This is a genomic window from Cognatiyoonia koreensis (assembly GCF_900109295.1).
GTDB lineage: Bacteria > Pseudomonadota > Alphaproteobacteria > Rhodobacterales > Rhodobacteraceae > Cognatiyoonia > Cognatiyoonia koreensis.
Window position 1 is genome coordinate 403,498 of the sequence record NZ_FOIZ01000001.1, and the last position, 22,746, is coordinate 426,243.

Below are 22,746 nucleotides of genomic sequence, written 5' to 3' on the forward strand. Positions count from 1 at the left end.
GGGTGCGCGCGCAGTCGTCGCAATAAGATGTGGCGTTTTCTTCGCCATGTGCCTTGGCTGGGCGGCGTCAGGAAAGTGTTGCGAAACGTACACTTGCGATGCGCCGCTAACCTGCGTTTGACTGCAGCGCGTCAGACATCTCTGCCAGCAGCCTATCCACAAAGGCGTCAAATGCGGCGTCCGGCTGGCGCAGCGGAAACACCTCTCCAAAGGGATCAGGCGCATGAATCGTTGACCCGCTCATCCGTTCCAACACGGCGTGACCGCAAAAGGGGACGTAGGTTTCCGAATAACCGCCCTCATGCACCATGACGAGCTTGCCACCGCAGACCTCATCCGCCAGCGCCATCGCCCGATCGGTCATCATCGCGAAGGTCTCGGCAGTAGCCAGCATGCGACCCAGCGGATCATTCGCAGCGGCATCAAAGCCGCAGGCGATGATCAGCACATCGGGTTTGAACGCACGAAGTGCAGGCAGGGCCAGCCGGTCCATCGCGGCCAGATAGCCGGTGTGCCCGACACCGGGCGGCAGCGGGATATTCAGATTAAAACCCGCGCCTTCACCTGTGCCACGATCCGTGAATGCACCGGTATCCATCGGATAGTTGCGGTCCTGATGGATGGACACGGTCAGTACATCGGCGCGGTCATAGAACACAGCCTCAGTCCCGTTGCCATGATGCACGTCCCAATCCAGCACGGCAAAGCGGTTGGCCAGCCCTGCGGCACGCGCCGCTTCGATCGCAATGCCGATGTTGTTAAGCAGACAAAAGCCGTTGGGATAATCCGGCAGGCAATGATGCCCCGGCGGGCGCGAAAGCGCGTAAGCATTGCGGTGCAAGCCCTTCAAAACGCTTGTCAAAGCGGCCTTGGCGAGCCCTGCGGATTGCGCCGCAATCTCGTAACCACCCGGCCCGAACGGCGTGCGGCGTCCCAGTTCACCGCCACCGGCATCTGACAGTGCCTTGAATTGCGACAGATAGGAGTCAGGATGGATGCGCAGCAGGTCGTCCTTGGTGGCAGGGTCAGCACCACCCATCACCAATTCTTTCGCTAGTCCAGTGACTTCCATCAAGTTCTTCAAGCGGCGCTTGGTGTTCGGGCTTTCCGGCAGACCCGGGGTGTCGGACGGCTGAACCAGCCCACCCACCGGCAACAACCCGGCATAATTGCCGCCGCCATGCCAAAAGCAGGTTTCATCCCACAAAAACGCTGTCGTCATTGGCGGGCCTTTCAAGAACCTTCAGGGCGAATACGGTAAACACCTTCGGGCAGATCAAGCGCCGCCGACAGATCGCGCAGTTGAGTCATCGAAAGCGTAACCTGCTGTGCTGTGTCGGTGCGCGGGTCGAACTGGGTGACGGTGATGCAATCCTCGAATGCGTTGATGATGACATCCTCGCGCAGCGGGGCCTGATCTTCGTCGACAAGGGTGATGGTCGTGGCGTCATAGCCGTGTTCGATGGTAAACATGACGTCAGCCTAACCGCCGAGGCAACGGGTGCAAAGACGCAAAATCTCGCGCATTTGTGCGTAGGGTCAGGGTGGCGGTTGTGCGGCGGAATGCTACAGTGCCCGCAAGAAACGCGCGCAGAGGAAGCAGTATGTTCCGCCGGATGATGATGCTGATTGGGCTTGCCCTTGCTGTGGCCGGGTGTGCGCCGCAGATACCGAACAAGGCCCCTCCGGGCGCGGCTGGTCCGAAAGTCGTCGTGCGGCCCGATGTGATCCCCCAAGTGGCACCAGATCCGAACCGGCTTGACGGGCGGACAGCGGTGCGCAATTTCGTCGAAGTCGTGCAGACCATCGAACCGGTTGCCGAGGCGATCTGCCGTCAGCGTGCGCCGCGGTTGAACTGCGACTTCCAGATCGTGGTCGATGACGCGGTGAACGCGCCGCCGAATGCTTTTCAGACCGTGGATGCGCGGGGCCGTCCGATCATCGCATTTACCGTGCCGCTGATCGCCGTGGCCCGTAACAAGGATGAACTTGCCTTCATCATGGCGCACGAAGCCGCGCATCACATCGAAGGTCATCTTGCCCGGCTGCAACGCAACGCAGCACTTGGCGCAGAGCTGGCCGAGGCGGTGTTCGGCAGCAGTGATGCGCGCAATCTCGGGGCAGCACTCGGTAGCCGTGCTTATTCCAAGGATTTCGAGTTAGAGGCAGACGCGCTTGGTGCACTGATTGCGGCGCAGGCGGGTTATGATCCTCTGATCGGTGCGGAATTCTTCCAGCGCATTCCCGATCCCGGCAACCGTTTTCTCGGGACGCATCCGGGAAATGCCGAACGGTTCGCCACCGTCAGACGGGTTGTCGCCGGGCTTTAGGCGATCCGCCTTGTGCTGAATGTCGGGGGGGCTTTGCGCGGGCGGCGAAACCGGACAAGGATGCCGACTGTCGAAATCGCAATCCAGAATATCTGGATCAGGGCAGAGGCAAGATTGAACGCATTGAACAACCCGATCAGCACCATGCTTGCCGCCAACCAGTTCACAACGAAATAGCCAATCCGTTCGGATGTGGTCCGTTTGAATGTCAGCATGGTGTAATTCAAAACATAAAGACCAAATCCCGCCACCCCGACTGCATCAAAGACCTCCGCAGGGACCTCCTTCAAATACTCAAACATCGCAACGCTCCCAATCTCGCCTGTCGGCACGGTGCAAGCTTGCGTTCATGGTGCTTGCGGTCCGTTCGTGCTCTGGGAATAGTGATACGCTTGCGTCAGGTTTCCGTCAGGTAAGGCAAACCTGACTTAGGGGGAAGAACGGGTCAGGTTTCCCCTACTTGCTTGCCTGTCCAGACAGGTTTGCGTTTTTCGATGAAGGCGCGCGCACCTTCACGGCAGTCTTCGGTGGTGCCGATTTGGGCGATCATCCGGTCGTTGGCATCCCAATCATCGCAATCCGCGCGCCCGATTTCCATCGTGGCGGTGATCGCAAGGGGGGCATTCGCCGCGATTTCGGCAGCGATGGATTTCGCAGCGCTCAGCGCGGTGCCGTCCTGCACAACACGGTTCAGCAGTCCGAACTCGTTTGCCTTGGCCGCATCAAAGCGTCCACCGGTCAGCAGGATTTCGTTGGCAAGAACGCGCGGGATACGGTGTGGCAGGCGCAGTGCGCCACCAGCGCCAGCAAACAGCCCAAGCTGCGGTTCAGGCAAGCCAAAGACCGCCGCTTGACCCGCTACCACCAGTTCGCAGGCGAACATGATCTCGAACCCGCCGGCCAGTGCGGCACCTTCAACGGCGGCGATCACGGGCTTGGTGCGGTGGCGTTTCACAAAACCTCCAAAGCCGTGCGTGCCGAACAGGATCGCATCGCCGTCGCCCGCAGCAAAAGCCTTCAGGTCCATGCCTGCCGAAAACAGACCGCCAGCCCCTGTCAGTACGGCCACGCGAATGGTGGGGTCGTCTTCGATGCGGTCGAACGCGGCGCGCATCGCGTCACACACGGCGATGTTGATCGCATTCCGCTGGTCCGGGCGGTTCAGGGTCACGACCGCGATCCCGTCCGCGACCTCCATCAATACTGTCTCATGCATGGCACATCCTCCGCAATTCGGCCCTGATAATCTTGCCGGTGGTCGTCATCGGCATCGTTTCGATAAACCGCACGTCGCGCGGGTATTCATAGGCGGCAAGGCGGCCCTTTACATGGGCGGCAATCTCCGCCGCCAGCGCGTCCGATCCGGTTTTCCCCGGCACCAGCTGTACAAAGGCCGTGACGACCTCACCACGCAGCGCGTCGGGCTTGCCTACGACACCTGCCATCTGCACCGCAGGATGGGTCAGCAGGCAATCCTCGATCTCGGCAGGGCCGATGCGGTAACCGCCCGAACTGATCAGGTCGTCATCGCGCCCGACAAAGCGGATGCGTCCGTCCGGCTTGGCTTCACCGTTGTCGCCTGTCAGCAACCAGTCGATGTCGTCAATTGTCACATACCTCTCTGCCGTGGCGTCTGGATTGCCCCAGTAATGCAGGAACATGACAGGGTCTGGCGCGCGCACGGCAATCCTGCCCACCTGTCCATCCGGAGCAAAGGAAGGCGCGTCGCTGTCAAGGATGCGCACATCATGCCCGGGAACGGCAAATCCCATGACACCGGGCACAGCAGGGGCCAGCGCGCCGCAGGACGATACGATCATGTTGCATTCGGTCTGCCCGTAAAATTCGTTGATCGTGGTGCCGAACACCTCTTGCCCCCACGCGATCAGTTCCGCACCCAATGTCTCGCCACCGCTCGCGACAGAGCGCACCGCAAGGCGCGGCGGATCAACCACCTGCCGCATGATCTTGAGCGCGGTAGGGGGCAAGAAGGCATTGCGCACACCGTGTGATGCCATCAGATCAAAGGCCGCACGCCCGTCGAATTTGGCAAAGCGATGCGCCAGCACCGGAACGCCGTGATGAAGCGCCGGCATCAACACATCCAGCAAACCCCCAATCCACGCCCAGTCGGCGGGCGTCCAGATCAGATCACCGGCTTGGGGAAAGAAGTCATGGCTCATCTCGACGCCGGGCAAGTGGCCCAGCAAGACGCGGTGGGCGTGCAGCGCGCCTTTGGGATTGCCGGTGGTGCCAGAGGTATAGATCAGAATGGCAGGATCATCTGCCAATGTGTCCATGGGCGTGAAATCGGCAGAGGCCGTGTGCGTTGCCGTCGTCAAGCAGGCGGCGTTGGCATCCGGCCCGTCAACGGAAAGAACCGTGCGCAAGTCCGGCAGCTGATCGCGCAATCCGGACACAATGGCAGCGCTCTCGGCGTTGGTAATCAAGGCGCAGGTGCCGGAGTCGCGCAAGCGGTGACACAGCGCATCCGGGCCGAACTGCGTGAACAGAGGCAAGGCGATGCAGCCCATCTTTGTAATGGCGATATGGGCGGCAGCGGTCGCTTCGGATTGCGGCAGCAGCACCGCAATGCGATCGCCGGGATCCGCGACCATGGCCAGGACATTGGCGATCTTGTTGGAATGGTCGCGCAAGGCGGCAAAGCTGGTGGTGGTCGCTGCATCATCGGCACCGACCTCGATAATGGCGGGCGCATTAGGGCGTGCGGCGGCAATGCGGTCACAGATATCGACGCCGATATTATAACGCTTTGGCACGTCCCAGCGGAACGCGTCGCGTGTTTCGGCCAAAGTCGCGCGCTGTTGCAGCATGGACATCCCCCCATGACATGAAATTGAACACTCGTTCATTTCATGTCAAGAAAGGGATGCAAACGCTATTCGTCCAGGGTTGTGAAAATTACGCCGCCCATCCCCGCGCCGGTGAACGCACCTGCAAGTTCGCCCTCACCGAAAAAGTTTCCATCCAGCGTGGCGGATTGTTCGTTGAATTCGACCGTGCCGGTGATGTTGACCTCGCTCGCGGTGGCATCAACAGTCAGATCGCCGCCGTCGTTCGTGATCGCACCGGTTGCAAAATCGAAGTTCAGCGTCAGATCACCGGGGCGATAGGCGTCGGGCGTGATGACCACGTATTCGCCGGTGAAGGTCGCATCGCCGTCAGGGGCGTCAGCGACGTTGCCACTGATGCCAGCAAAAGGGGTTCCATCGCCCGTCACGCCGCCAATGGTCAGGACATCATCGCTCTGGATCGCCGTTGCACGCAGATTTTCGTCAAGCCAAAGGTTCTGGCCATCCTGTGGTGCCAGTGAATCCTCACGCTCAAGTATGGTTTCGATATCACCTTGGGTCACGGTGAATGTATCATCCGCGACCGCCGCCGTGCCGACAGGCACAACGCCGCCATTTGCAAACGGGCTGCCGTCGCCGCAGGCGGACAATGCCGTCAGTCCTGCAAGTCCAAAAATGATGGAAATCTGTTTCATGGGAAGTGCCTTTGCTTTTTTATGCTGCTCGTTTGCAGCGCAGCCTAAGCATTGGCCCTGCAGAATCAAGCCGTGGCGACAGCCCCGTAGGCAATTGCCACAAAGAAGCAGGCGGATGCGGCAACAACAAACCCGTGCCAGATCGCATTCGAGAACTTCAGGCTTTCCCAACTGAAAAAGACGACACCGGCGGTATAAAGCAGGCCACCAGCCACGATCAGCCCGGTCGAGACACCCGGCAGGATCGGGACAAGCGCCCAGATCAGACCAAGGCTCATCCAGCCCATGACAAGATAAAGAACGGATCCCAAGCGACCGGGATTTTCCCAGAAGAACAGCTTGCGGATCATCCCGAACAACGCGAGCGCCCAGACGATCCCCAGCATGATATACCCGAACATGCTGCCGATCATGACGACCAGCGGCGTGTAGGTACCGGCGATTTTCAGATAGATCGCCGCATGATCAATCCGACGCAAAAGCGGGCGGATATTTTCCCACGGGGTCATGTGGTAAAAGGCCGAGGCGGTGAAAGTCGCAATCAACGCGATGCCGTAAATCACCAGCGCGGCGATCTGCCCGCCACTGACCATACCCACGGTCCAGATCATCAGGCAGATCGTACCGGCCAGTGCGCCGGTCACGCCAATGGCATGCATGGTCCCGTCCGCAATGCGTTCCGATCTGGCATAGTTGGGATACATGGTTTTGATCTTTCTCATAATTTCCAAGCTAGGGCTTTGCGCTGCACCTGCCAATTGTGACGTGGTGTCATGACACAAGCGTGTGACGGCTTGCGCAAAAGGTGATCCACCGACAATCTGACCCCGGAATAGTTAAGGGGACGGCAATGCAGCGTACGATCATCACTCAACTTGTCAGGATCAGGCAGCGGGCGATCTGGTCATGGGCGGGCTTCGTGCATGTCTACCGCACCGAAGGATCGCTCTCGCAATGGCTGGCGGCGAATGCTGTCTTCGCGCTGCTCGCATTTGTTCTGCCGCTCGACGGGGCGACGCGGGGCATGCTGCTGATGGGCGGAATCATGGTACTGGCGGCTGAATGCGTGAACACCGCGATCGAACGGGTGGTTGATGACATCTCGCCCGAAATCCGCGACCGCGCACGGCAAGCCAAAGACTGCGGATCAGCCGCCGTCGCCGTCAGCGGCATAGCGGTCGGTGTTGCATGGGTCTGCGTGATTGGTGGGCTGATTTTCTGATCGGGCAGCGCTTCAAACGAAACTCAAATGGCGCAATCAAACTGAACGTCTGCGGCAATCCTATCGGCGACGTCAACAAAGCTAGTGATGAATTCGCGCCCACAAATCATACTCGCCCGCTTCCTCGACAACCACGTTCACCACATCCCCGACGGCCACGCCCTCGGCGCCTTCATCAATAAACAGGTTCCCATCAATCTCCGGCGCGTCAGCCCAGGTGCGGCAGGTTGCAATGCCATCTTCGTCGATATCATCGACGATCACCTCTAACGTCTGGCCCACTTTCGCGGCCAGCTTGGCTTCGGAAATTGCCTGCGCCTTTGCCATGAAGCGGTCCCAGCGGTCCTGTTTGACGTCCGCAGGGACATGGTCTGGCAAGGCGTTCGAACGCGCGCCATCAACGTTCTCGTATTGAAAGCACCCCACGCGATCCAGTTGCGCCTCGTCCAGCCAGTCAAGCAGATGCTGGAACTCGGCCTCGGTCTCGCCGGGATAGCCGACGATAAAGGTCGAGCGCAGGGTGATATCGGGGCAGTCGGCCCGCCAGGCGCGGATTTCATCCAGCGTGCGCGCGGCGGCAGCAGGGCGGGCCATACGGCGCAGCACTTCGGGATGGGCGTGCTGGAACGGGATATCAAGATAGGGCAGCACGCCGTTCTTGGGGTCCGCCATCAGCGGGATCAGGTCCCGCACATGCGGGTAGGGATAAACATAGTGCAGGCGCACCCAGGCCCCAAGCTGGCCCAGTTCGCGGGTCAGATCAGTGATATGCGAGCGCACCTCGCCATCTTTCCACGGGTTCAGATCGTATTTGCGATCCAGACCATAGGCAGATGTGTCCTGCGAAATGACCAGCAGTTCCTTCACACCCGCAGTGACCAGCTTTTCCGCCTCGCGCAGGATGGCGTGGGCGGGGCGGCTTGCCAGCTTGCCGCGCATGTCCGGGATGATGCAGAATTTGCACTTGTGATTGCAGCCCTCCGAGATTTTCAGATAGCTGTAATGGCGCGGGGTCAGGCTGACGCCGGTTGCGGGCAGCAGATCGACAAACGGGTCGGGGGCAGGCGGGACAGCGGCATGCACAGCGTCCAGCACCTGTTCGTATTGATGCGGACCAGTGACGGCAAGAATCTGCGGGTGATGTTCGCGAATGTAATCCGGCTCTGCCCCCAGACAGCCCGTCACGATAACCTTCCCGTTTTCCTGCAACGCCTCGCCAATGGCATCAAGGCTTTCGGCCTTCGCGCTATCCAGAAACCCGCAAGTGTTTACAATCACCGCCTCGGCACCCGCATAATCGGGGGAAATGGCATAGCCCTCGGCCCGCAGGCGCGTCAGGATACGCTCACTATCCACCAAAGCCTTGGGGCAACCAAGGGACACCATGCCAATGGTCGGCTGGCCAGAGCGAGGCGTGTCAGGGACCGTCGCGCGGGCCAGATCAGGGCGAAGGTTCGGCGGGTTCTGGGTCATGTCAGGTGCTATAGCTGGATTATTGGGGGAGTTCACATGAAAAAGCCGCCCGACGGGGGCGGCTCTTTGACTTGCATGGCAGGTGCCTTAGCGGCGTCTGTCACGGCGCGACGACATCGGCTGGAAGGCCACGCCGACATGCGCCTCGCAATAGGGCTTGCCTGACTGAACCGGCAGACCGCAGAACCAGAAATCCTCGGTTGCGGGATCACCGACGGGCCATTTGCAGGTCTTCTCGGTCAATTCCATCAGCGAAATCTTTTTGGCGGATTTTTCGATCTCGCTCACCTTGGCCAAAGCCTCGGGGCTGATTTCATTCGCCGACGGCTGCGGTGGCAAGGGCTGACCGGCGGGAATGATCGCGCGGCGGGCGGCGGAAATCGGGATACCGTTCTCGTCCAGCTCCGGTTCTTCCTTGGGTGGCTTGCTTGCGGGCGCGGCGGCCTTCGTCTTGGGCTTTGGCGGGGCCTTGGGTGCGGATGGCTTGCTGGGGGCCTTTTCCTTGGCTGCAGCTTTGGTGCCACCACCGCCGGCGCGGTTGGAAAGGCCAAGGCGATGCACCTTGCCGATCACTGCGTTGCGGGTGACCCCGCCCAGTTCCTTGGCGATCTGGCTGGCCGACTGGCCTTCGCCCCACATCTTTTTGAGCGTCTCGACGCGCTCGTCAGTCCAGGACATATGGATTCCTTTGATTTGTTGGCGGGGTGCGCGCGCACCGGGCCTGAATAACTGTCAGTCCCCTATTCTAATCATGGCAGCAGCGGATACAACCGATTGATTCGCAAAATGCGACTTTGCCGCTGGTCATTTGCGCCGGGCCGCTTATGTCAGGGCAGCAAAGGGGACGGAAAATGGCCGAAAAGATCGATATGGGTGTGCGCCGGTTCGGGCACGTGAACTGGATCGGGACGCAAACGCTGGTGGAACGCGAAATCAAGCGCTTTATGAACGTCTGGTCACAGACGATCCTCGCGCCGCTGATCAACTCGGGCCTGCTCCTGATGGTCTTCACCATCGCAATCGGACCGGGGCGGGGCGATGTGATGGGGGTGCCCTTCATGGTGTTCCTCGCACCCGGCATCCTGACAATGACCGTGATCCAGAACGCTTTTGCCAATACGTCGTCCTCGATCACATCGGCCAAGGTCGGCGGAAACATCGTGGATACGCTCATGCCGCCGCTGTCGGCCGCGGAACTGGTGACGGGGTATATCCTTGGGGCTGTGGCGCGCGGTGCGATCGTGGCGCTGGTCATGGCGCTGGGGTCTTGGATCTTCCTCGGGGTCGGGGTGCAGCACGCCGTGTGGGTCATCACCTTTGTCTTCCTCGGGTCCGTGATGATGGGAAGTTTGGGTTTGATCGCAGGGATTTACGCGCAGAAGTTCGATCAGCTTTCAGCAATCCAGAACTTCCTCGTGACGCCACTCGCGTTCCTCTCCGGTACCTTCTATTCGATCGAGGCATTGCCGCCGATCATGCAGAACATGTCCCACGCCAACCCCTTTTTCTACATCATCGACGGGGTGCGCTACGGGATGATCGGGGTCAGCGACAGCAGCCCGTGGATCGGTCTGGCGGTGGTTGGGGCGGCCTGCATCGTGGTACTGGGGATCTGCTGGCGCTGGATGGACAAGGGCTACCGGCTCAAGGCCTAGTGCGACGTTCGCGCCATGCGAGTATCAGCGCGCCTGTCACGATCACGCCGGCACCCAACCAGCTGACCGCATCCGGAATGACATCAAAGACCAGCAGATCGTAAAGGGCTGCGAACAACAGGGTCATGTAGCTGAACGGCGTGACGAACGACGCCTCCGCACGCGCCATTGCGTTGACGAAGCAGGCCTGCGCGCAGGCCATCAGGACGCCAAGCGCAATCAACGCAACCCATTGCTCCGCTGTCGGCATGGTCCAGACAGGCAATACGGCAAGGCTTGCGATCATGACACCCAAGGCATTGTTGATAAACAGGATTTGCAGCGGGTTTTCGACGTTCGACAGCTTCTTGATGAAAATCAGTTCTGCCCCCAGAAACGCGGCAGAGCCAAGTGCAATCAAGCCGCCGATCTGGAGAACACCGCTGCCCGGACGCAGCAGGATCATGGCACCTGCAAATGCCATCAGCGCAGCAAAGACGCGCCAGGGGCCGACGCGTTCGCCCAGAAACGGGATCGCCAGCAGCATCCCGAACACGGGGTTCAGGAAACTGATCGCCGTGGCATCGGGCAAGGGAATGAACGCAACGGCGGCAAACATGCAGGTCACCCCGCAGGCCCCGAAACTGGTCCGGCCGGCATGCAACTTCCAATGGATCGGGCCAAAGCGCGGGCGCAGAACCGCAAGTGCCGTGGAAATCGCCATGAACGCAAAGACGAACCGGCCATGGGTAATCTGCAGCGGATGCAGGGCAGGACCCAGATGGTCGCCACCCAAAAGCTTGGCCAGCATCATCGTCGCCGCAATAAATGCGGTCGCAGTCAGCATGAAGACTATGGCAAGGGGCGGGTTGACTTGGCGCATGCGCCCCCATTGCCTGCAATTTTCCGTCTTTCCAAGACAGAAACGCCGCGCTATGCACACACCATGATGACCCGTGCTACATCCACGATCCGACGCCGACGCTAAGCCCGTCCGCCGTTTCCGCACGCCATCCAACCCCCGCAAAATCGTTGACACGACGCCCCGCCATTGGCACTCCTCGGGCTTCACTTATGCAAAGGCTGATCCCATGATCTCGTCCATTCTGCCCACCTACAACCGCGCACCACTGACCTTTGTCAAAGGCGAAGGCTCCTGGCTGATCGAGGCGGACGGGCGACGCTTTCTGGATCTCGGGGCCGGGATCGCGGTGAACTGTCTGGGGCACGCGCATCCTGGGCTGACAGCGGCGCTAACAGAACAAGCCGGGCAGGTCTGGCACATGTCCAACCTCTATAACATCCCCGCGCAGAAAACGCTGGCAGACAAACTGGTCGATGCAACCTTCGCCGATACGGTATTTTTCACGAACTCGGGGACAGAGGCCTGCGAACTTGCCGTCAAAATGGCGCGCAAGTATTTCTACGACAAGGGCCAACCTGACAAGACTGACATCATCACCTTCTCGGGCTCTTTCCATGGCCGTTCTTCCGCGGGGATTGCTGCGGCAGGGTCGGAAAAAATGACCAAGGGCTTCGGTCCGCTGCTGCCGGGTTTCGTCCACCTTGAATTCGGCGACCATGACGGCCTGACCTCGGCCGCCGCCGAACCGAATGTCGCGGCGATCCTGATCGAACCGGTGCAGGGCGAAGGGGGCATCCGCCCCGTGCCCGACCAGTGCCTCAAGGGGCTGCGTGATCTGGCGGATGAACACGGCATCCTGCTGATCTTTGACGAGGTACAATGCGGCGTCGGGCGGACAGGCAAACTGTTTGCACATGAATGGGCCGGGATTGCACCTGACATCATGATGGTGGCCAAGGGGATCGGCGGCGGCTTCCCACTCGGGGCGGTGCTGGCAACGGAAAACGCGGCCAGCGGCATGACCGCAGGCACACACGGGTCCACCTACGGTGGCAACCCGCTCGGGTGTGCTGTCGGAAACGCGGTGATGGACATCGTGGCCGACGACGCGTTCCTGTCAGACGTCAACCGGCGCGCGGGTTTGCTGCGCCAAAAACTCGAAGGGCTGGTGGCAGACAACCCCGATGTATTCGAGGCAGTGCGCGGCTCTGGCATGATGCTTGGCCTCAAATGCAAGGCAACGAACAGCGACGTGGTCGCCGCCGGATACGCGGCAGACGTCATCACCATCCCCGCCGCAGACAACGTGATCCGGCTGCTGCCAGCACTGAACATCACTGACGCGGAAATCGACGAAGCGATGACGCGGCTCGATAAGGCTGCCAAGGCGGTGGCAAATGGCTGACTACACGTTCCGGCCTATTACCAAAGATGATTTGCCGATGTTCAAGGCATGGCTCGATCAGCCCCATATCGGGGGCTGGTGGGCAGACGGCGGAACCGAGGCGCGGCTGATCGAAGAAGACCTTGGCGGCACGCGCGTGGACATGCGGATCGTCGAACACGACGGCACGCCCTTCGCCTATGTGCAGGATTACGACGCCCACACCTTCGACAGCCCGCAATACGCGGACCTGCCGGCCACGTCACGGGCGCTGGATACCTTCCTCGGTGATCCTGCCTACCTCGGTCAGGGGCACGCGACAGGCTACCTGCGCGCGCGCCTTGGGACATTGGCGGCAACCTATCCGATTGTGGCGGTCGATCCTGACCCCGCAAACCTGCGCGCGATCGCGACCTACCAACGCGCCGGGTTCCGGCCGACCAAGATCACAGCCTGCGAAGACGGCGATCCGGTGCAGGTCATGGTGCACCCCTGACCCATACCCCCAGAACACGACAGCGCAGCAGTGCCTGACAAACGGCACGGACCCGCCAAGGACATTGAGACATGAAACACTTCCTCGACATTCACAAGACAGACCCGGTCGCCCTGCGGGAGATCATCGACACCGCGCGCACGATGAAAGACGCGCGCAAGGGCCTGCCCAAAGGCACGCCGGACGCGGAAACGCCGCTGGCCAACCACATGGTTGCCCTGATCTTCGAAAAACCCTCGACCCGCACGCGCGTGTCATTTGATGTGGGAGTGCGGCAACTGGGCGGGCAGACGATGGTGCTGTCCGGGGCGGATATGCAACTGGGGCACGGCGAAACCATCGCCGACACCGCGCGGGTGCTGTCGCGGTATGTGGATCTGATCATGATGCGGACTTTTGAGGAAGACACGATCCTCGAAATGGCCGAATACGCCGACGTACCGGTGATCAACGGGCTGACAAACCGCAGCCATCCCTGCCAGATCATGGCCGATGTGATGACCTTCGAAGAACACAATGGCCCAATCAAGGGCAAGAAAGTTGTCTGGTCAGGCGACGGCAACAACGTCTTTGCCAGCTTCGCGCATGCAGCCAGACAGTTCGACTTTGATCTGGTATTCACCGGGCCACCCCCGCTTGATCCTGAACCGGCGCTTGATGGGCTTTACACCATCGTGCGCGACCCGGACGAAGCGGTACAAGGGGCGGACCTTGTCGTGACGGATACGTGGGTGTCCATGCACGACCCGCAATCTGCGCGCGAGAGGCGGCATAACCAGTTGCGCGGGTATCAGGTCAACGACGCGCTGATGGCAAAGGCCAAACCAGACAGCCTGTTCATGCATTGCCTGCCCGCACACCGCGACGACGAAGCGACCAGCTCTGTCATGGATGGCAAGCATTCGGTCATCTTCGATGAGGCCGAAAACAGGCTGCACGCGCAAAAAGCGATCATGCGCTACTGCCTCGAAGTCTAGCGCCTAGACAAATACAAGGCTCAGCCCAAAGAAGATCACTGCAGACATCGTCGCGGCTGCAGGGACAGTGACGACCCATGCGGCGACAATCGTGGTAAAGTGTGAGCGGCGCACCAGCTTGCGGCGGCGGCGTTCCTCCATCGCGATCTTGCGGCCGTTGGCGGGGGCAGGGGATTTGCGATAGCGGCGTTCGTGGTCCCATTCCCGGAAAAAACCGACCCCGAAAATGCCGCCAACGGCGATATGGGTCGATGACACGGGCAGACCCAGCCAGCTTGCCACGATGACCGTGATGGCCGCCGACAGGGCCACGCAATAGGCGCGCATCGGGTTCAGTTTCGTGATCTGGCTGCCGACCATGCGGATGAGTTTCGGGCCGAACAGGATCAGGCCAAAGGAAATCCCGAAGGCCCCGATCACCATGACCCACAAAGGAATGGCGACTTTGCCGGCGAATTCACCAAAGGATTCCGCGTGCACGATGGCGGCCAGCGGACCGACAGCATTGGCGACATCATTGGCCCCATGCGCAAACGACAACAGTGCGGCGGAGAGGACCAGCGGCAACCCGAACAGCACTTTCAGTGATTTGTTGCGGTTCTCCAAACCTTCGGATTGCTTGCGGATAAGGGGGGCAGTGATTGCATAAACGATCCCGCCGACAACAGCACCGATCAGCAGGGCTGTGCCAAGGTCGATGGCCACGATCTTTTTCAGCCCCTTCATCGCGAGATAAACGGCAAAAACGCCGCCCATGATGCCGACCAGCACAGGCACCCAAACGCGGGCAGCGGCGATTTTGTCTGACTGGTGGATGATGTTGCGTTCGATGAAAGCAAGGAAAAGTGCGGCGATCAGCCCGCCCAAAGCAGGCGAAATCACCCAGGACGCGGCAATCGCGCCCATGCTCGGCCAGTTCACGGCCGCAAACCCGGCAGCTGCGATCCCGGCTCCCATAACGCCACCCACAACAGAATGGGTCGTGGACACAGGCGCGCCGACCCAGGTCGCCAGATTGACCCACAGCGCAGAGGAAATCAGCGCGGCCATCATCGCCCAGATAAAGGTGCGGCTGTCGGCGACACTTGCGGGATCAATGATTCCCTTGGAAATCGTGGAAACAACGTCACCGCCCGCCAGAAGCGCGCCAGCGGTTTCGCACAAGGCCGCGATGACAATGGCACCGCCCATGGTCAGTGCCTTTGCGCCAACCGCAGGTCCCATGTTGTTCGCGACATCGTTCGCACCGATGTTGACGGCCATGTAGGCCCCGAAAACCGCTGCAGCAACAACAACGTAGGACGTCGGCGTGCCGCCAAAGAAAAGGGCGGCACCAAGCCCGGCGATCACCATAAAGGCCAGTGAAATGCCAAGCCCAACCATCGGGCGCGACACATATTGCGCGGCCGCTTCGACATTGACGATGCGGCCCAGATCCTTGTCGAGGGTGCGCCATTGATTAGGAGGTGTCGACATTGTTTGTCCCGATAGCCCGTTTTGCGGACCATCGGTAGCGGGCGATCGCCAAGGAGGCAACGCCAGTCGGGTCGTTTTCGCTAGAACTTCTGCAGAAGCCGTTGCAATCCGGTGTCATCGACAAGGTCGGTGGCTTCCTCGACGGACACCCACTTGCGCTCGCGCTTTTCCGCTTCTGGAAACTTGTTTGCGACTTTCTTGACTTCGATCGCATACACAGCTGTTTCGCAAGGAATGGCGCGCCCATCGTCATAACGCTTGTGCGTCATGAAAGACCCGACAGGGTCGTTGGCCACGTCGCCTTCCTTGATTCCGGCTTCTTCCCAGGCTTCCTTCATCGCGGTTTCGCCGCTGGTCTTGCCGTCAATCGGCCAGCCTTTCGGCAGGATCCAGCGCCCATGAGAGGACGTGATCAAAAGGATTTCGCGTCCGCGCGCCGTTTGGCGATGGCAAAGCGCTGCCAATTGTAGGACGGGGGGGCGCCGAAAGAACGGCATGACTGTTTCGCTCAGGACTGAGCGCATGGAGGTAAGCATGGGTTAACCTGCGACTACGTTTCTTTTTCTATATTGGAGCTAAGTTAACAAATTCTTTGGATAAATACAAATCACGGTTGAATCACGGTCATGTGCCGCGCGGTTTAGCGCGCAATGTCGGGTCCGCCTGTGTCGGGTCTTCGGGCCATGGGTGGCGCGGATAACGCCCGCGCATGTCGCGTCGGACATCGGCGTAGGACGACGCCCAAAAACCGGGAATATCCTGCGTTGTCTGTACCGGCTTCTGTCCCGGCGACAACAGGGTGACCCGCAGCGGCGTGCGCCCGATCATGGGATGGGTCGTCTGCCCGAACATTTCCTGCAGTTTCAGGCGAACTTCGGGCGCTTCACCGCTGTAATCAATCGGGATTTTGCGTCCCAGCGGTGTGGTGAAATGGGCCGGGGCCAGGCGGTCAAGCGTTTGCATCTGCTCCCAGTCCAGCATGGCCCGCAATGCATCCAGCGGGTCGAACTTCTTCCAGTCCTCGGCACTGCGGATGTCAGTGATTTGGGGAAGCAACCAATCTGCCAATTCGTTCATCAAGGCGTCATCCGACATATCCGGCATACCGTCGATCAAGGCAACACGCGCACGAAACCGCTCTGCTGCCGGGGACAGACGCAGCCCCAACTGTCGCACGCCGTCCAGCATCGCCCGGGAAATCTCGTCCGGATCGGCGTCTTTCCAGATGCGGTCCTGCAAGACCAGCGCCCCGAACCGTTCCTGCTGACGCGCCACAACGCGCCCTTCACGGCGCGACCACGCACAAACGCCGTGCCAGTCAATCTGATCGGCAAAAAGACGGCGTAACTCACCGACCGTCAGCGCAGCAGCAAGGCGGATCCGGGCCTCGCGGGTGTCTCCGTCCAGGTCGCAGGCGACGATGAACGGCTGGGATGCAAGGCTGTCACCATCATCAAGATACGCGCCCTTGCCACCGGACAACACGTACCGGGCGGCATCCCCCTTGCGACGCTGCCCGATACGGTCAGGATAGGCCAAAGCAACTGTTTCGCCTAACGACATCTGGTCGCCGACAGGCACCAGCTTTGCGATCCGCTTTGCGTCTTCGCGGATCTGCGCAAGCCCCGGCCCACGGGCATCGCGAAGCGCGCGCTGACGCAAGGCAAGGTCGCTGTCACGCGTGTCCAGCGGGTCGCGGCTGGACAGCAAGGCAGCAATCGGAGCGGCAGCCAGACCGGCGCGCCGCAGCATATGCCCGATACGCGGATGAACCGGCATCCTTGCAACCGCGCGACCGTGGGCGGTAATGCGATTGTCCGCGTCCAAGGCTCCCAGCGTGCGCAACAACGCCTGCGCTTCGCCCAGTGCCTGCGCAGGTGGTTGCGTCAGGAACGCCAGATCGCACGGTGAGCTGCCCCACTGCGCCAGTTCCAGCGCAAGACCGGTCAGATCGGCCGCCATGATTTCGGGCGGGGCAAATGCAGGCAAGGCACCGTCTTCGGCCTTGGACCACATGCGATAGGCAACACCGGGGGCGATACGGCCCGCGCGGCCCGCACGTTGGGTCGCCTCGGCGCGGCTGACGGGCGTCGTGATCAGTCGCGACATGCCCGATCGCGGATCAAAGACGGCCCGGCGGGCGCGACCTGCATCAACGACGACGCGGATATCCTCGATCGTCAGCGACGTTTCGGCGATCGCGGTCGATAGAACAACCTTGCGGCCTGACGGTTCGGGGCGGATCGCCGCGCGCTGGTCCTTGAATGGCATGGCCCCGTAAAGCGGGCGCACCACGCAATCGGACGGCAAAGCGCCCGCCAACATATGCGCGACGCGGCGGATTTCACCGGCACCGGGCAGAAACACCAGAATGCCACCCGTACTGGCCTGCGCCGCTGTCAGCACCAGATCAGCGACCTGACGTTCCCATGCGCCATGGCGTTGCGGTTTGGGGGCGGGACGGTCCAGCCAGCGGGTTTCGACCGGAAAGGCCCGCCCGTCAGAGGTGACAACAGGGGCGTCATCCAGCAAAGCGGCCACAGGATCAGCATCAAGGGTGGCGGACATGACGATCAGCTGCAGATCGGGGCGCAGCGCCTGGCGGACCTCCCATGTCAGGGCAAGACCCAGATCGGCATGAAGCGAGCGTTCATGAAATTCATCAAAAATCACGGCCCCCACACCGGGCAGGTCAGGGTCACTTTGCAACATGCGGGTCAGGATGCCTTCGGTGACGACCTCGATGCGCGATCCGGGCACGCTGTCGCCGCGCATCCGGTAACCCACCAGACCGCCGGGTGCCTCGCCACATTGCTCTGCCAGACGTTCGGCGGCCGCGCGGGCGGCAAGGCGGCGGGGTTCAAGCATGATGATCCGACCCACAACATGATCAAGCAGGGCCAGCGGGACACGGCTGGTCTTGCCGGCACCGGGCGGGGCCTGCAACACGCAGGTGCCTTGATCGGCAAGGGCCTTCAGGACCAAGGGGATGACAAGATCGACAGGCAGATCAGACACGTGACAGTCCTTCTTTCTTTGTCCAATCAAACTTCCGCCGGAGGCATCGACAGATGATGCACGCGATGCGGGCCGATCACATGAGCCAAATGGTTGTAACGCATGGGATGCAAAAGCAAAGGCCCGGATGTTTGCACATCCGGGCCCGCAATCACATTCAGAAACGCGCAGCTTAGGCTGTCGTTGCCTTCGCAATCTCTTTCTTGACCTTCAGCGCAGCGGGGGACAGCTCGGCGTCCTTCGCCTTGGCCATGAACGCATCCAGACCACCACGGTGGTCAACGGTGCGCAGGGCCGCGTTTGAAATCTTGAATTTGAACGAACGGCCAAGGCTGTCGGAAATCAGCGTGACGTCCTGCAGGTTTGGCAGGAACCGGCGACGGGTGCGGTTCTTGGCGTGGCTTACGTTATTGCCCGACATCGGGCCTTTTCCGGTCAATTCGCAACGGCGCGACATGGCATGTTCCTTTTCAGATGCGGGCGTCCCGGGCCTTGCGGCGGGTCTGCCACCCATAGTGTGACGGGCCCTGCGTGATCAAGACCCTGAATTCAATTCGGGCCGGATAAGTTGAATCGGCGGTCCGGTCAAGTGCGTTATGCGCTCATATTTCTTTCAGGACCATGGCCGCAGCGGCAGCAGGCAAAAGTTCACCGTCCGCGACAGCCTTGCGGGCATCCGCAATCCGCGCAGCAAGGGCGGGATCTGACATCAGCCGCTCCATCATCTGAAGCCGCACTTCTTCGGCAAACCAGTACCCGGCCTGTGCTTTTCGGGTCGCATCCCAGATGTCATGGTCCTTGCGCCATGTGATCAACGTTTCGATCTCGGCCCAGGCCTCTTTCAGGCCGTCACCTTCCAGTGCCGAGACAAGCAGTGCCTTGGGAAACCCGTCCGGATCCTGCGGGCGCTTGCGCAACAGGCGCAAGGCCCCTGCGTAATCGGCGCAGGTGCGGGTGGCTTGCGGCTTTAACGAACCATCGGCCTTGTTGACCAGAATCAGATCGGCAATTTCCATGATTCCGCGCTTGACGCCTTGCAATTCGTCTCCCCCCGCAGGTGCCAGCAGCAACACGAACAGATCGGACATCTGCGACACCACGGTTTCAGACTGACCCACGCCCACGGTCTCGATCAGGACAATGTCATAGCCAGCCGCTTCGCACAGGGCGATTGCCTCGCGGGTGCGGCGGGCAACGCCGCCAAGCTGGGTCTGGCTGGGGGACGGGCGGATAAAGGCGTTCGGGTCGCGGGCAAGCTGGTCCATCCGGGTCTTGTCACCCAGAATCGACCCGCCGGACCGGGCCGAGGACGGATCGACCGCCAACACCGCAACCCTGAGGCCCATGCCCGTCAGCATCAGGCCGAAACCTTCGATAAATGTGGATTTGCCCACACCCGGCGTGCCCGACAGCCCGATGCGCAAAGCCTGACGGTCGCGCGGCAGACGGCCTAGCAGGTCCATTGCCTGTTCACGGTGATCGGCGCGACCGCTTTCAACAAGGGTGATCGCGCGGGCCAGCGCGCGGCGATCGCCCGCGCCAACCCCCTCTGCAAGTGTTGTCAGATCAGCGGTTTGTGTCATGTGGTCTTCATATCGGTGCTGCGCGTCCTGTCCAGCCCCGCTGATCCGCCCCGCTTATCCACGCGCAATGATTTCGTCGACCCACGCGGGGACAATCTCGCTGGCAGGACCATAGCGTGCGTCCGCAAAAGCAGACCTTGCTTCGGACGGTTCAAGGTTCAGCTCAAGCGTATCCGCGCCGGCCCCGTCCGCGATGTCGACAAAGCCGGCGGCGGGATAGACTGTGCCTGATGTGCCGATGGCGACGAAAAGGTCGGCATCCAGCAGCGCTGCGTGAATAGCGTCCATGTGATAGGGCATCTCGCCGAACCAGACGATGTCCGGGCGGGTCGCGGGGGCGGCACAAGACGGGCAGAGGTCGGTCGGGGACATGGCCAGCGGGGCAGTCCAACGATCGCCGCAACGCGCACAAAGCGCACCGGACAAGGCCCCATGCATATGGACCACATCGCGCGATCCCGCCTGTTCGTGCAGGCTGTCGACATTCTGCGTGACCAGCATCACGTCGTGGGCGCTGGCTTGAAGGCGACAAAGGGCGGCGTGGGCGGCATTATGCGTCGCACTTTGGGCATTGGCGCGGCGGGCATTGTAGAAATCATGGACCTTGGCAGGGTCACGGGCAAAGCCTTCGGGGGTGGCGACTTCGGCCAGATCATAGCGGGTCCACAGCCCATCCTTGTCGCGAAACGTGCCAAGCCCGCTCTCGGCGGAAACACCCGCACCTGTCAGAATTACGATCCGCATTTGCCTCGCTTTGGCCCTGTTCTTATGTCAAACCCGACACGAAAATCGCATCAGGGCACAGCATGCTGCAAAACGATAACGTCGTCTATTCATTCACCGGTCCCATGGGGGTGCGGATTGATATCGGTCAGTCGATCATCTTCCTGATCGGGTTGATCCTGTTCCTGAACCTCGGGTCCAGCCTTGTGAACGGGGCCATCTTCGTGACGATGCTGTTTGTGTCGATCCTGCTGCACGAATTGGGACACGCGTGGGGATGCAAGGTACAGGGCATACCGGTACAGCGAATCCTGATGCACGGCGGCGGCGGGCTTTGCTTTCCCGGGCGCACCGGGACACCGCGCGAACAGGAACTGATCGTGATCATGGGGCCGCTGGTCAATCTGGCGCTCTGGGCGATGTCGGGCGTGTTGCAGTATCTGGTGCTGCGCTATGCACTGGCCAACCCGGGCAGCCCGCAAGGCGACGTGGTGATGTTCCAGATCATCAACTACGTCGGTCTGTTCGGCTGGCTGAACCTGCTGCTTTTCGTCTTCAACCTGATCCCCGTGCAGCCGCTGGACGGGGGCAAGATGTTCCACCTGTTGATGCTGCGGCTGACGAACCCGCGCAAGGCGGTGCAGATCACGGGCGCAGTCGGGCTTGCGGCCGCGGTGCTTTGGATTCCGGCGGCGATCTTTGCCTACGTGTCCTTCGGGTTCATCCTGTTCTTCTTTCCGTCGATCCCGCTGCATTTCGCAATGATGCAGGGACGTGCTGCCTTTTAGGCAGGTTGGCGGAATGGCCCGAAGGGCCTAAGCTCTTCCCCAATAAGGGGAGGGGACAATGAAAACACCTGTACATCTCTGGATCGTCGGCGCGCTTTCACTGCTGTGGAATGCCGGCGGCGGAATCGACTATTTCATGACCAAGACGGGCAACACGGACTACTTGGCGCAACTCACGCCCGAACAGGTGACGTTCCTCGAGACCGCGCCGCTCTGGTTTGATACGGCCTGGGCGGTGGGCGTGTGGTTCTCGATCCTCGGCTCGCTGCTCTTGCTGCTGAAATCGCGTTTCGCCGGACCGACGTTTCTTGTGTCGCTGATCGGGCTGATCGTGGCGTCGATCTACACCTACCTGATCTCGGACGCCGGGAATGCGCTGGCGATGTCGGGCACGGTTGCAGTGATCTTCACGATCGCGATTCCGGTGATCCTGATCCTGCTGTGGATCTATGCACGGTGGATGACGGCAAAGGGTGTGCTGACCTGATGCGGGTGATTTGCGTCTGCCTCGGCAACATCTGCCGCTCTCCGGCGGCAGAAGGTGTGTTGCGCACGCTGGCTCCAGATTGGACAGTCGCAAGTGCCGGAACAGGCGGCTGGCACGTTGGCGATCCGCCCTATGGTCCCATGCAAAAGGCGGCGCTGACGAAAGGTTATGACCTTTCCGGGCTAAGGGCGGCGCAATTCAGCGACAGTGACTTTCACAAATACGACCTGATCCTCGCAATGGACGGGCAAAATCTGGCAGATATAGAAAATTTACGACCTGACGGGGCTGATACGCCGGTGCAGCTGTTTGCGGATCAGGACGTGCCCGACCCGTACTATACCCGTGATTTCGAGGGTGTTCTGACCATGATCGAATTCGCTGCGCGGCGACTTATCGACAGGCACGCTCTGCGGTATTCGTGAAATTGCGATAGCGCACCCAGAATGCTTCTGCCGGTGGGCGATCATCGATCTTGATGTCATTGGCCCGCTCGGGATCGTCGAAAAAGCTGATCAACTGGCGCTGATCCGCACGTGACAACTGTTGCGAGGCGACCTGACCGATACAGTTGCACAAGGCCGGATTGGCGGCGCGACGGTCAGACGCGATACAGGCTTGGGCTATTTCGCCATTCACACGCGGCGCACATGCCGCAAGGCTGGCAATCACACTCAACAAAAGAACGATACGCATCTGGGCCTCGGGAACTGCTGCATGGGGTGGTCCTTCTTCGCGGACCTTTCCCCAATCGTAGCAGAGGCCGTTCGGGATGCAATTGG

Annotated in this window: 26 protein-coding genes; 9 read left to right on the forward strand and 17 right to left on the reverse strand. The window is 60.8% G+C overall.

Annotation, left to right across the window (positions count from 1 at the left end):
- Positions 1-106: 106 nt before the first annotated feature.
- Both BMY44_RS01925 and BMY44_RS01930 read right to left on the reverse strand, forming a co-directional pair.
- Complete coding sequence (locus tag BMY44_RS01925) at positions 107-1,222, reverse strand: class II histone deacetylase (RefSeq protein WP_089989595.1); 1,116 nt, start codon at positions 1,220-1,222, stop codon at positions 107-109.
- A gap of 11 nt (positions 1,223-1,233) precedes the next feature.
- A complete protein-coding gene (locus tag BMY44_RS01930; protein ID WP_089989598.1) occupies positions 1,234-1,473 on the reverse strand; it encodes a hypothetical protein in 240 nt (79 codons plus the stop codon).
- Positions 1,474-1,604: 131 nt separating this feature from the next.
- On the opposite strand from BMY44_RS01930, the gene BMY44_RS01935 reads away from it, so the two are divergent.
- Positions 1,605-2,330 (forward strand): M48 family metallopeptidase, encoded by a 726-nt coding sequence (locus BMY44_RS01935; RefSeq protein ID WP_207510470.1) that lies wholly within the window; start codon positions 1,605-1,607, stop codon positions 2,328-2,330.
- Here BMY44_RS01935 and BMY44_RS01940 read toward each other — a convergent pair.
- The 5 genes from BMY44_RS01940 to trhA form a co-directional block, all read right to left on the reverse strand.
- Positions 2,327-2,632: a CBU_0592 family membrane protein gene (locus tag BMY44_RS01940; RefSeq protein ID WP_089989602.1), complete on the reverse strand. Its 306-nt coding sequence runs from the start codon at positions 2,630-2,632 to the stop codon at positions 2,327-2,329. The genes BMY44_RS01935 and BMY44_RS01940 overlap by 4 nt on opposite strands.
- A 143-nt stretch (positions 2,633-2,775) precedes the next feature.
- Complete coding sequence (locus BMY44_RS01945; RefSeq protein WP_089989605.1) at positions 2,776-3,546, reverse strand: crotonase/enoyl-CoA hydratase family protein; 771 nt, start codon at positions 3,544-3,546, stop codon at positions 2,776-2,778.
- On the reverse strand, positions 3,539-5,164 hold the full coding sequence (locus BMY44_RS01950; protein WP_089994406.1) for an AMP-binding protein: 1,626 nt from the start codon (positions 5,162-5,164) through the stop codon (positions 3,539-3,541). The genes BMY44_RS01945 and BMY44_RS01950 overlap by 8 nt, the downstream gene beginning before the upstream one ends.
- Before the next feature lie 65 nt (positions 5,165-5,229).
- Positions 5,230-5,838 (reverse strand): hypothetical protein, encoded by a 609-nt coding sequence (locus BMY44_RS01955; RefSeq protein ID WP_089989608.1) that lies wholly within the window; start codon positions 5,836-5,838, stop codon positions 5,230-5,232.
- 65 nt (positions 5,839-5,903) lie between these two features.
- Complete coding sequence (gene trhA, locus BMY44_RS01960; RefSeq protein ID WP_242650461.1) at positions 5,904-6,560, reverse strand: PAQR family membrane homeostasis protein TrhA; 657 nt, start codon at positions 6,558-6,560, stop codon at positions 5,904-5,906.
- Between the two features lie 128 nt (positions 6,561-6,688).
- Here trhA and BMY44_RS01965 point away from each other — a divergent pair, with 128 nt between their 5' ends.
- Positions 6,689-7,060: a diacylglycerol kinase gene (locus BMY44_RS01965; protein WP_242650462.1), complete on the forward strand. Its 372-nt coding sequence runs from the start codon at positions 6,689-6,691 to the stop codon at positions 7,058-7,060.
- Between the two features lie 81 nt (positions 7,061-7,141).
- Here BMY44_RS01965 and rimO read toward each other — a convergent pair whose 3' ends face one another.
- Together rimO and BMY44_RS01975 are read right to left on the reverse strand one after the other, a co-directional pair.
- Entirely contained in the window at positions 7,142-8,533 is a 1,392-nt protein-coding gene (rimO, locus tag BMY44_RS01970) for a 30S ribosomal protein S12 methylthiotransferase RimO (RefSeq protein WP_089989610.1), read from the reverse strand.
- Positions 8,534-8,620: 87 nt separating this feature from the next.
- Positions 8,621-9,211 (reverse strand): GcrA family cell cycle regulator, encoded by a 591-nt coding sequence (locus BMY44_RS01975; RefSeq protein WP_089989613.1) that lies wholly within the window; start codon positions 9,209-9,211, stop codon positions 8,621-8,623.
- Positions 9,212-9,384: 173 nt separating this feature from the next.
- On the opposite strand from BMY44_RS01975, the gene BMY44_RS01980 reads away from it, so the two are divergent.
- Complete coding sequence (locus tag BMY44_RS01980) at positions 9,385-10,188, forward strand: ABC transporter permease (RefSeq protein ID WP_089989619.1); 804 nt, start codon at positions 9,385-9,387, stop codon at positions 10,186-10,188.
- Here the strand turns inward: BMY44_RS01980 and BMY44_RS01985 are convergent.
- Positions 10,178-11,050: a DMT family transporter gene (locus tag BMY44_RS01985; RefSeq protein ID WP_089989622.1), complete on the reverse strand. Its 873-nt coding sequence runs from the start codon at positions 11,048-11,050 to the stop codon at positions 10,178-10,180. The two genes, BMY44_RS01980 and BMY44_RS01985, sit on opposite strands and share 11 nt — an antisense overlap.
- A 208-nt stretch (positions 11,051-11,258) precedes the next feature.
- Between BMY44_RS01985 and BMY44_RS01990 the strand changes: the two genes are divergently transcribed.
- The 3 genes from BMY44_RS01990 (at position 11,259) to argF (ending at position 13,889) form a co-directional block, all read left to right on the forward strand.
- Entirely contained in the window at positions 11,259-12,437 is a 1,179-nt protein-coding gene (locus BMY44_RS01990; RefSeq protein ID WP_089989625.1) for an aspartate aminotransferase family protein, read from the forward strand.
- Complete coding sequence (locus BMY44_RS01995) at positions 12,430-12,912, forward strand: GNAT family N-acetyltransferase (protein ID WP_089989628.1); 483 nt, start codon at positions 12,430-12,432, stop codon at positions 12,910-12,912. Before BMY44_RS01990 ends, BMY44_RS01995 begins: the two co-directional genes overlap by 8 nt.
- Positions 12,913-12,983: 71 nt before the next feature.
- On the forward strand, positions 12,984-13,889 hold the full coding sequence (gene argF / locus BMY44_RS02000) for an ornithine carbamoyltransferase (protein ID WP_089989631.1): 906 nt from the start codon (positions 12,984-12,986) through the stop codon (positions 13,887-13,889).
- A 3-nt stretch (positions 13,890-13,892) separates the two neighbouring features.
- Here the strand turns inward: argF and BMY44_RS02005 are convergent, their stop codons facing one another.
- The 6 genes from BMY44_RS02005 to BMY44_RS02030 all read right to left on the reverse strand — a co-directional run bounded on the left by BMY44_RS02005 (position 13,893) and on the right by BMY44_RS02030 (position 20,710).
- A complete protein-coding gene (locus BMY44_RS02005; protein WP_089989634.1) occupies positions 13,893-15,365 on the reverse strand; it encodes an inorganic phosphate transporter in 1,473 nt (490 codons plus the stop codon).
- 80 nt (positions 15,366-15,445) lie between these two features.
- Positions 15,446-15,889 (reverse strand): NUDIX hydrolase, encoded by a 444-nt coding sequence (locus BMY44_RS02010; RefSeq protein WP_207510471.1) that lies wholly within the window; start codon positions 15,887-15,889, stop codon positions 15,446-15,448.
- 100 nt (positions 15,890-15,989) lie between these two features.
- A complete protein-coding gene (gene hrpB, locus BMY44_RS02015) occupies positions 15,990-18,383 on the reverse strand; it encodes an ATP-dependent helicase HrpB (protein ID WP_089989640.1) in 2,394 nt (797 codons plus the stop codon).
- A gap of 172 nt (positions 18,384-18,555) precedes the next feature.
- On the reverse strand, positions 18,556-18,840 hold the full coding sequence (gene rpmB, locus BMY44_RS02020) for a 50S ribosomal protein L28 (RefSeq protein ID WP_089989643.1): 285 nt from the start codon (positions 18,838-18,840) through the stop codon (positions 18,556-18,558).
- 145 nt (positions 18,841-18,985) lie between these two features.
- The gene (meaB, locus tag BMY44_RS02025; protein WP_089989646.1) at positions 18,986-19,966 is read right to left on the reverse strand and encodes a methylmalonyl Co-A mutase-associated GTPase MeaB; all 981 of its coding nucleotides are present in this window, start codon (positions 19,964-19,966) and stop codon (positions 18,986-18,988) included.
- A gap of 54 nt (positions 19,967-20,020) precedes the next feature.
- Complete coding sequence (locus BMY44_RS02030; protein ID WP_089989649.1) at positions 20,021-20,710, reverse strand: NAD-dependent deacylase; 690 nt, start codon at positions 20,708-20,710, stop codon at positions 20,021-20,023.
- A 62-nt stretch (positions 20,711-20,772) separates the two neighbouring features.
- Between BMY44_RS02030 and BMY44_RS02035 the strand changes: the two genes are divergently transcribed.
- From BMY44_RS02035 to BMY44_RS02045, 3 genes are read left to right on the forward strand one after another with little or no spacing between them, the layout of a single operon-like run.
- On the forward strand, positions 20,773-21,477 hold the full coding sequence (locus tag BMY44_RS02035) for a site-2 protease family protein (RefSeq protein WP_089989652.1): 705 nt from the start codon (positions 20,773-20,775) through the stop codon (positions 21,475-21,477).
- A 58-nt stretch (positions 21,478-21,535) separates the two neighbouring features.
- Positions 21,536-21,964: a hypothetical protein gene (locus tag BMY44_RS02040; protein ID WP_089989655.1), complete on the forward strand. Its 429-nt coding sequence runs from the start codon at positions 21,536-21,538 to the stop codon at positions 21,962-21,964.
- A complete protein-coding gene (locus tag BMY44_RS02045) occupies positions 21,964-22,389 on the forward strand; it encodes a low molecular weight protein-tyrosine-phosphatase (RefSeq protein WP_089989658.1) in 426 nt (141 codons plus the stop codon). Before BMY44_RS02040 ends, BMY44_RS02045 begins: the two co-directional genes overlap by 1 nt.
- Here the strand turns inward: BMY44_RS02045 and BMY44_RS02050 are convergent.
- The gene (locus BMY44_RS02050; protein ID WP_089989661.1) at positions 22,358-22,660 is read right to left on the reverse strand and encodes a hypothetical protein; all 303 of its coding nucleotides are present in this window, start codon (positions 22,658-22,660) and stop codon (positions 22,358-22,360) included. The genes BMY44_RS02045 and BMY44_RS02050 overlap by 32 nt on opposite strands.
- Positions 22,661-22,746 lie beyond the last annotated feature (86 nt).

Excerpts from the sequence above, each read along its gene's own strand:
- BMY44_RS01925 (WP_089989595.1), bottom strand. The coding sequence starts at position 1,222 with ATGACGACAGCGTTTTTGTGGGATGAAACCTGCTTTTGGCATGGCGGC.
- BMY44_RS01930 (WP_089989598.1), bottom strand. The coding sequence starts at position 1,473 with ATGTTTACCATCGAACACGGCTATGACGCCACGACCATCACCCTTGTC.
- BMY44_RS01935 (WP_207510470.1), top strand. The coding sequence starts at position 1,605 with ATGTTCCGCCGGATGATGATGCTGATTGGGCTTGCCCTTGCTGTGGCC.
- BMY44_RS01940 (WP_089989602.1), bottom strand. The coding sequence starts at position 2,632 with ATGTTTGAGTATTTGAAGGAGGTCCCTGCGGAGGTCTTTGATGCAGTC.
- BMY44_RS01945 (WP_089989605.1), bottom strand. The coding sequence starts at position 3,546 with ATGCATGAGACAGTATTGATGGAGGTCGCGGACGGGATCGCGGTCGTG.
- BMY44_RS01950 (WP_089994406.1), bottom strand. The coding sequence starts at position 5,164 with ATGCTGCAACAGCGCGCGACTTTGGCCGAAACACGCGACGCGTTCCGC.
- BMY44_RS01955 (WP_089989608.1), bottom strand. The coding sequence starts at position 5,838 with ATGAAACAGATTTCCATCATTTTTGGACTTGCAGGACTGACGGCATTG.
- trhA (WP_242650461.1), bottom strand. The coding sequence starts at position 6,560 with ATGAGAAAGATCAAAACCATGTATCCCAACTATGCCAGATCGGAACGC.
- BMY44_RS01965 (WP_242650462.1), top strand. The coding sequence starts at position 6,689 with ATGCAGCGTACGATCATCACTCAACTTGTCAGGATCAGGCAGCGGGCG.
- rimO (WP_089989610.1), bottom strand. The coding sequence starts at position 8,533 with ATGACCCAGAACCCGCCGAACCTTCGCCCTGATCTGGCCCGCGCGACG.
- BMY44_RS01975 (WP_089989613.1), bottom strand. The coding sequence starts at position 9,211 with ATGTCCTGGACTGACGAGCGCGTCGAGACGCTCAAAAAGATGTGGGGC.
- BMY44_RS01980 (WP_089989619.1), top strand. The coding sequence starts at position 9,385 with ATGGCCGAAAAGATCGATATGGGTGTGCGCCGGTTCGGGCACGTGAAC.
- BMY44_RS01985 (WP_089989622.1), bottom strand. The coding sequence starts at position 11,050 with ATGCGCCAAGTCAACCCGCCCCTTGCCATAGTCTTCATGCTGACTGCG.
- BMY44_RS01990 (WP_089989625.1), top strand. The coding sequence starts at position 11,259 with ATGATCTCGTCCATTCTGCCCACCTACAACCGCGCACCACTGACCTTT.
- BMY44_RS01995 (WP_089989628.1), top strand. The coding sequence starts at position 12,430 with ATGGCTGACTACACGTTCCGGCCTATTACCAAAGATGATTTGCCGATG.
- argF (WP_089989631.1), top strand. The coding sequence starts at position 12,984 with ATGAAACACTTCCTCGACATTCACAAGACAGACCCGGTCGCCCTGCGG.
- BMY44_RS02005 (WP_089989634.1), bottom strand. The coding sequence starts at position 15,365 with ATGTCGACACCTCCTAATCAATGGCGCACCCTCGACAAGGATCTGGGC.
- BMY44_RS02010 (WP_207510471.1), bottom strand. The coding sequence starts at position 15,889 with ATGCGCTCAGTCCTGAGCGAAACAGTCATGCCGTTCTTTCGGCGCCCC.
- rpmB (WP_089989643.1), bottom strand. The coding sequence starts at position 18,840 with ATGTCGCGCCGTTGCGAATTGACCGGAAAAGGCCCGATGTCGGGCAAT.
- meaB (WP_089989646.1), bottom strand. The coding sequence starts at position 19,966 with ATGACACAAACCGCTGATCTGACAACACTTGCAGAGGGGGTTGGCGCG.
- BMY44_RS02030 (WP_089989649.1), bottom strand. The coding sequence starts at position 20,710 with ATGCGGATCGTAATTCTGACAGGTGCGGGTGTTTCCGCCGAGAGCGGG.
- BMY44_RS02035 (WP_089989652.1), top strand. The coding sequence starts at position 20,773 with ATGCTGCAAAACGATAACGTCGTCTATTCATTCACCGGTCCCATGGGG.
- BMY44_RS02040 (WP_089989655.1), top strand. The coding sequence starts at position 21,536 with ATGAAAACACCTGTACATCTCTGGATCGTCGGCGCGCTTTCACTGCTG.
- BMY44_RS02045 (WP_089989658.1), top strand. The coding sequence starts at position 21,964 with ATGCGGGTGATTTGCGTCTGCCTCGGCAACATCTGCCGCTCTCCGGCG.
- BMY44_RS02050 (WP_089989661.1), bottom strand. The coding sequence starts at position 22,660 with ATGCGTATCGTTCTTTTGTTGAGTGTGATTGCCAGCCTTGCGGCATGT.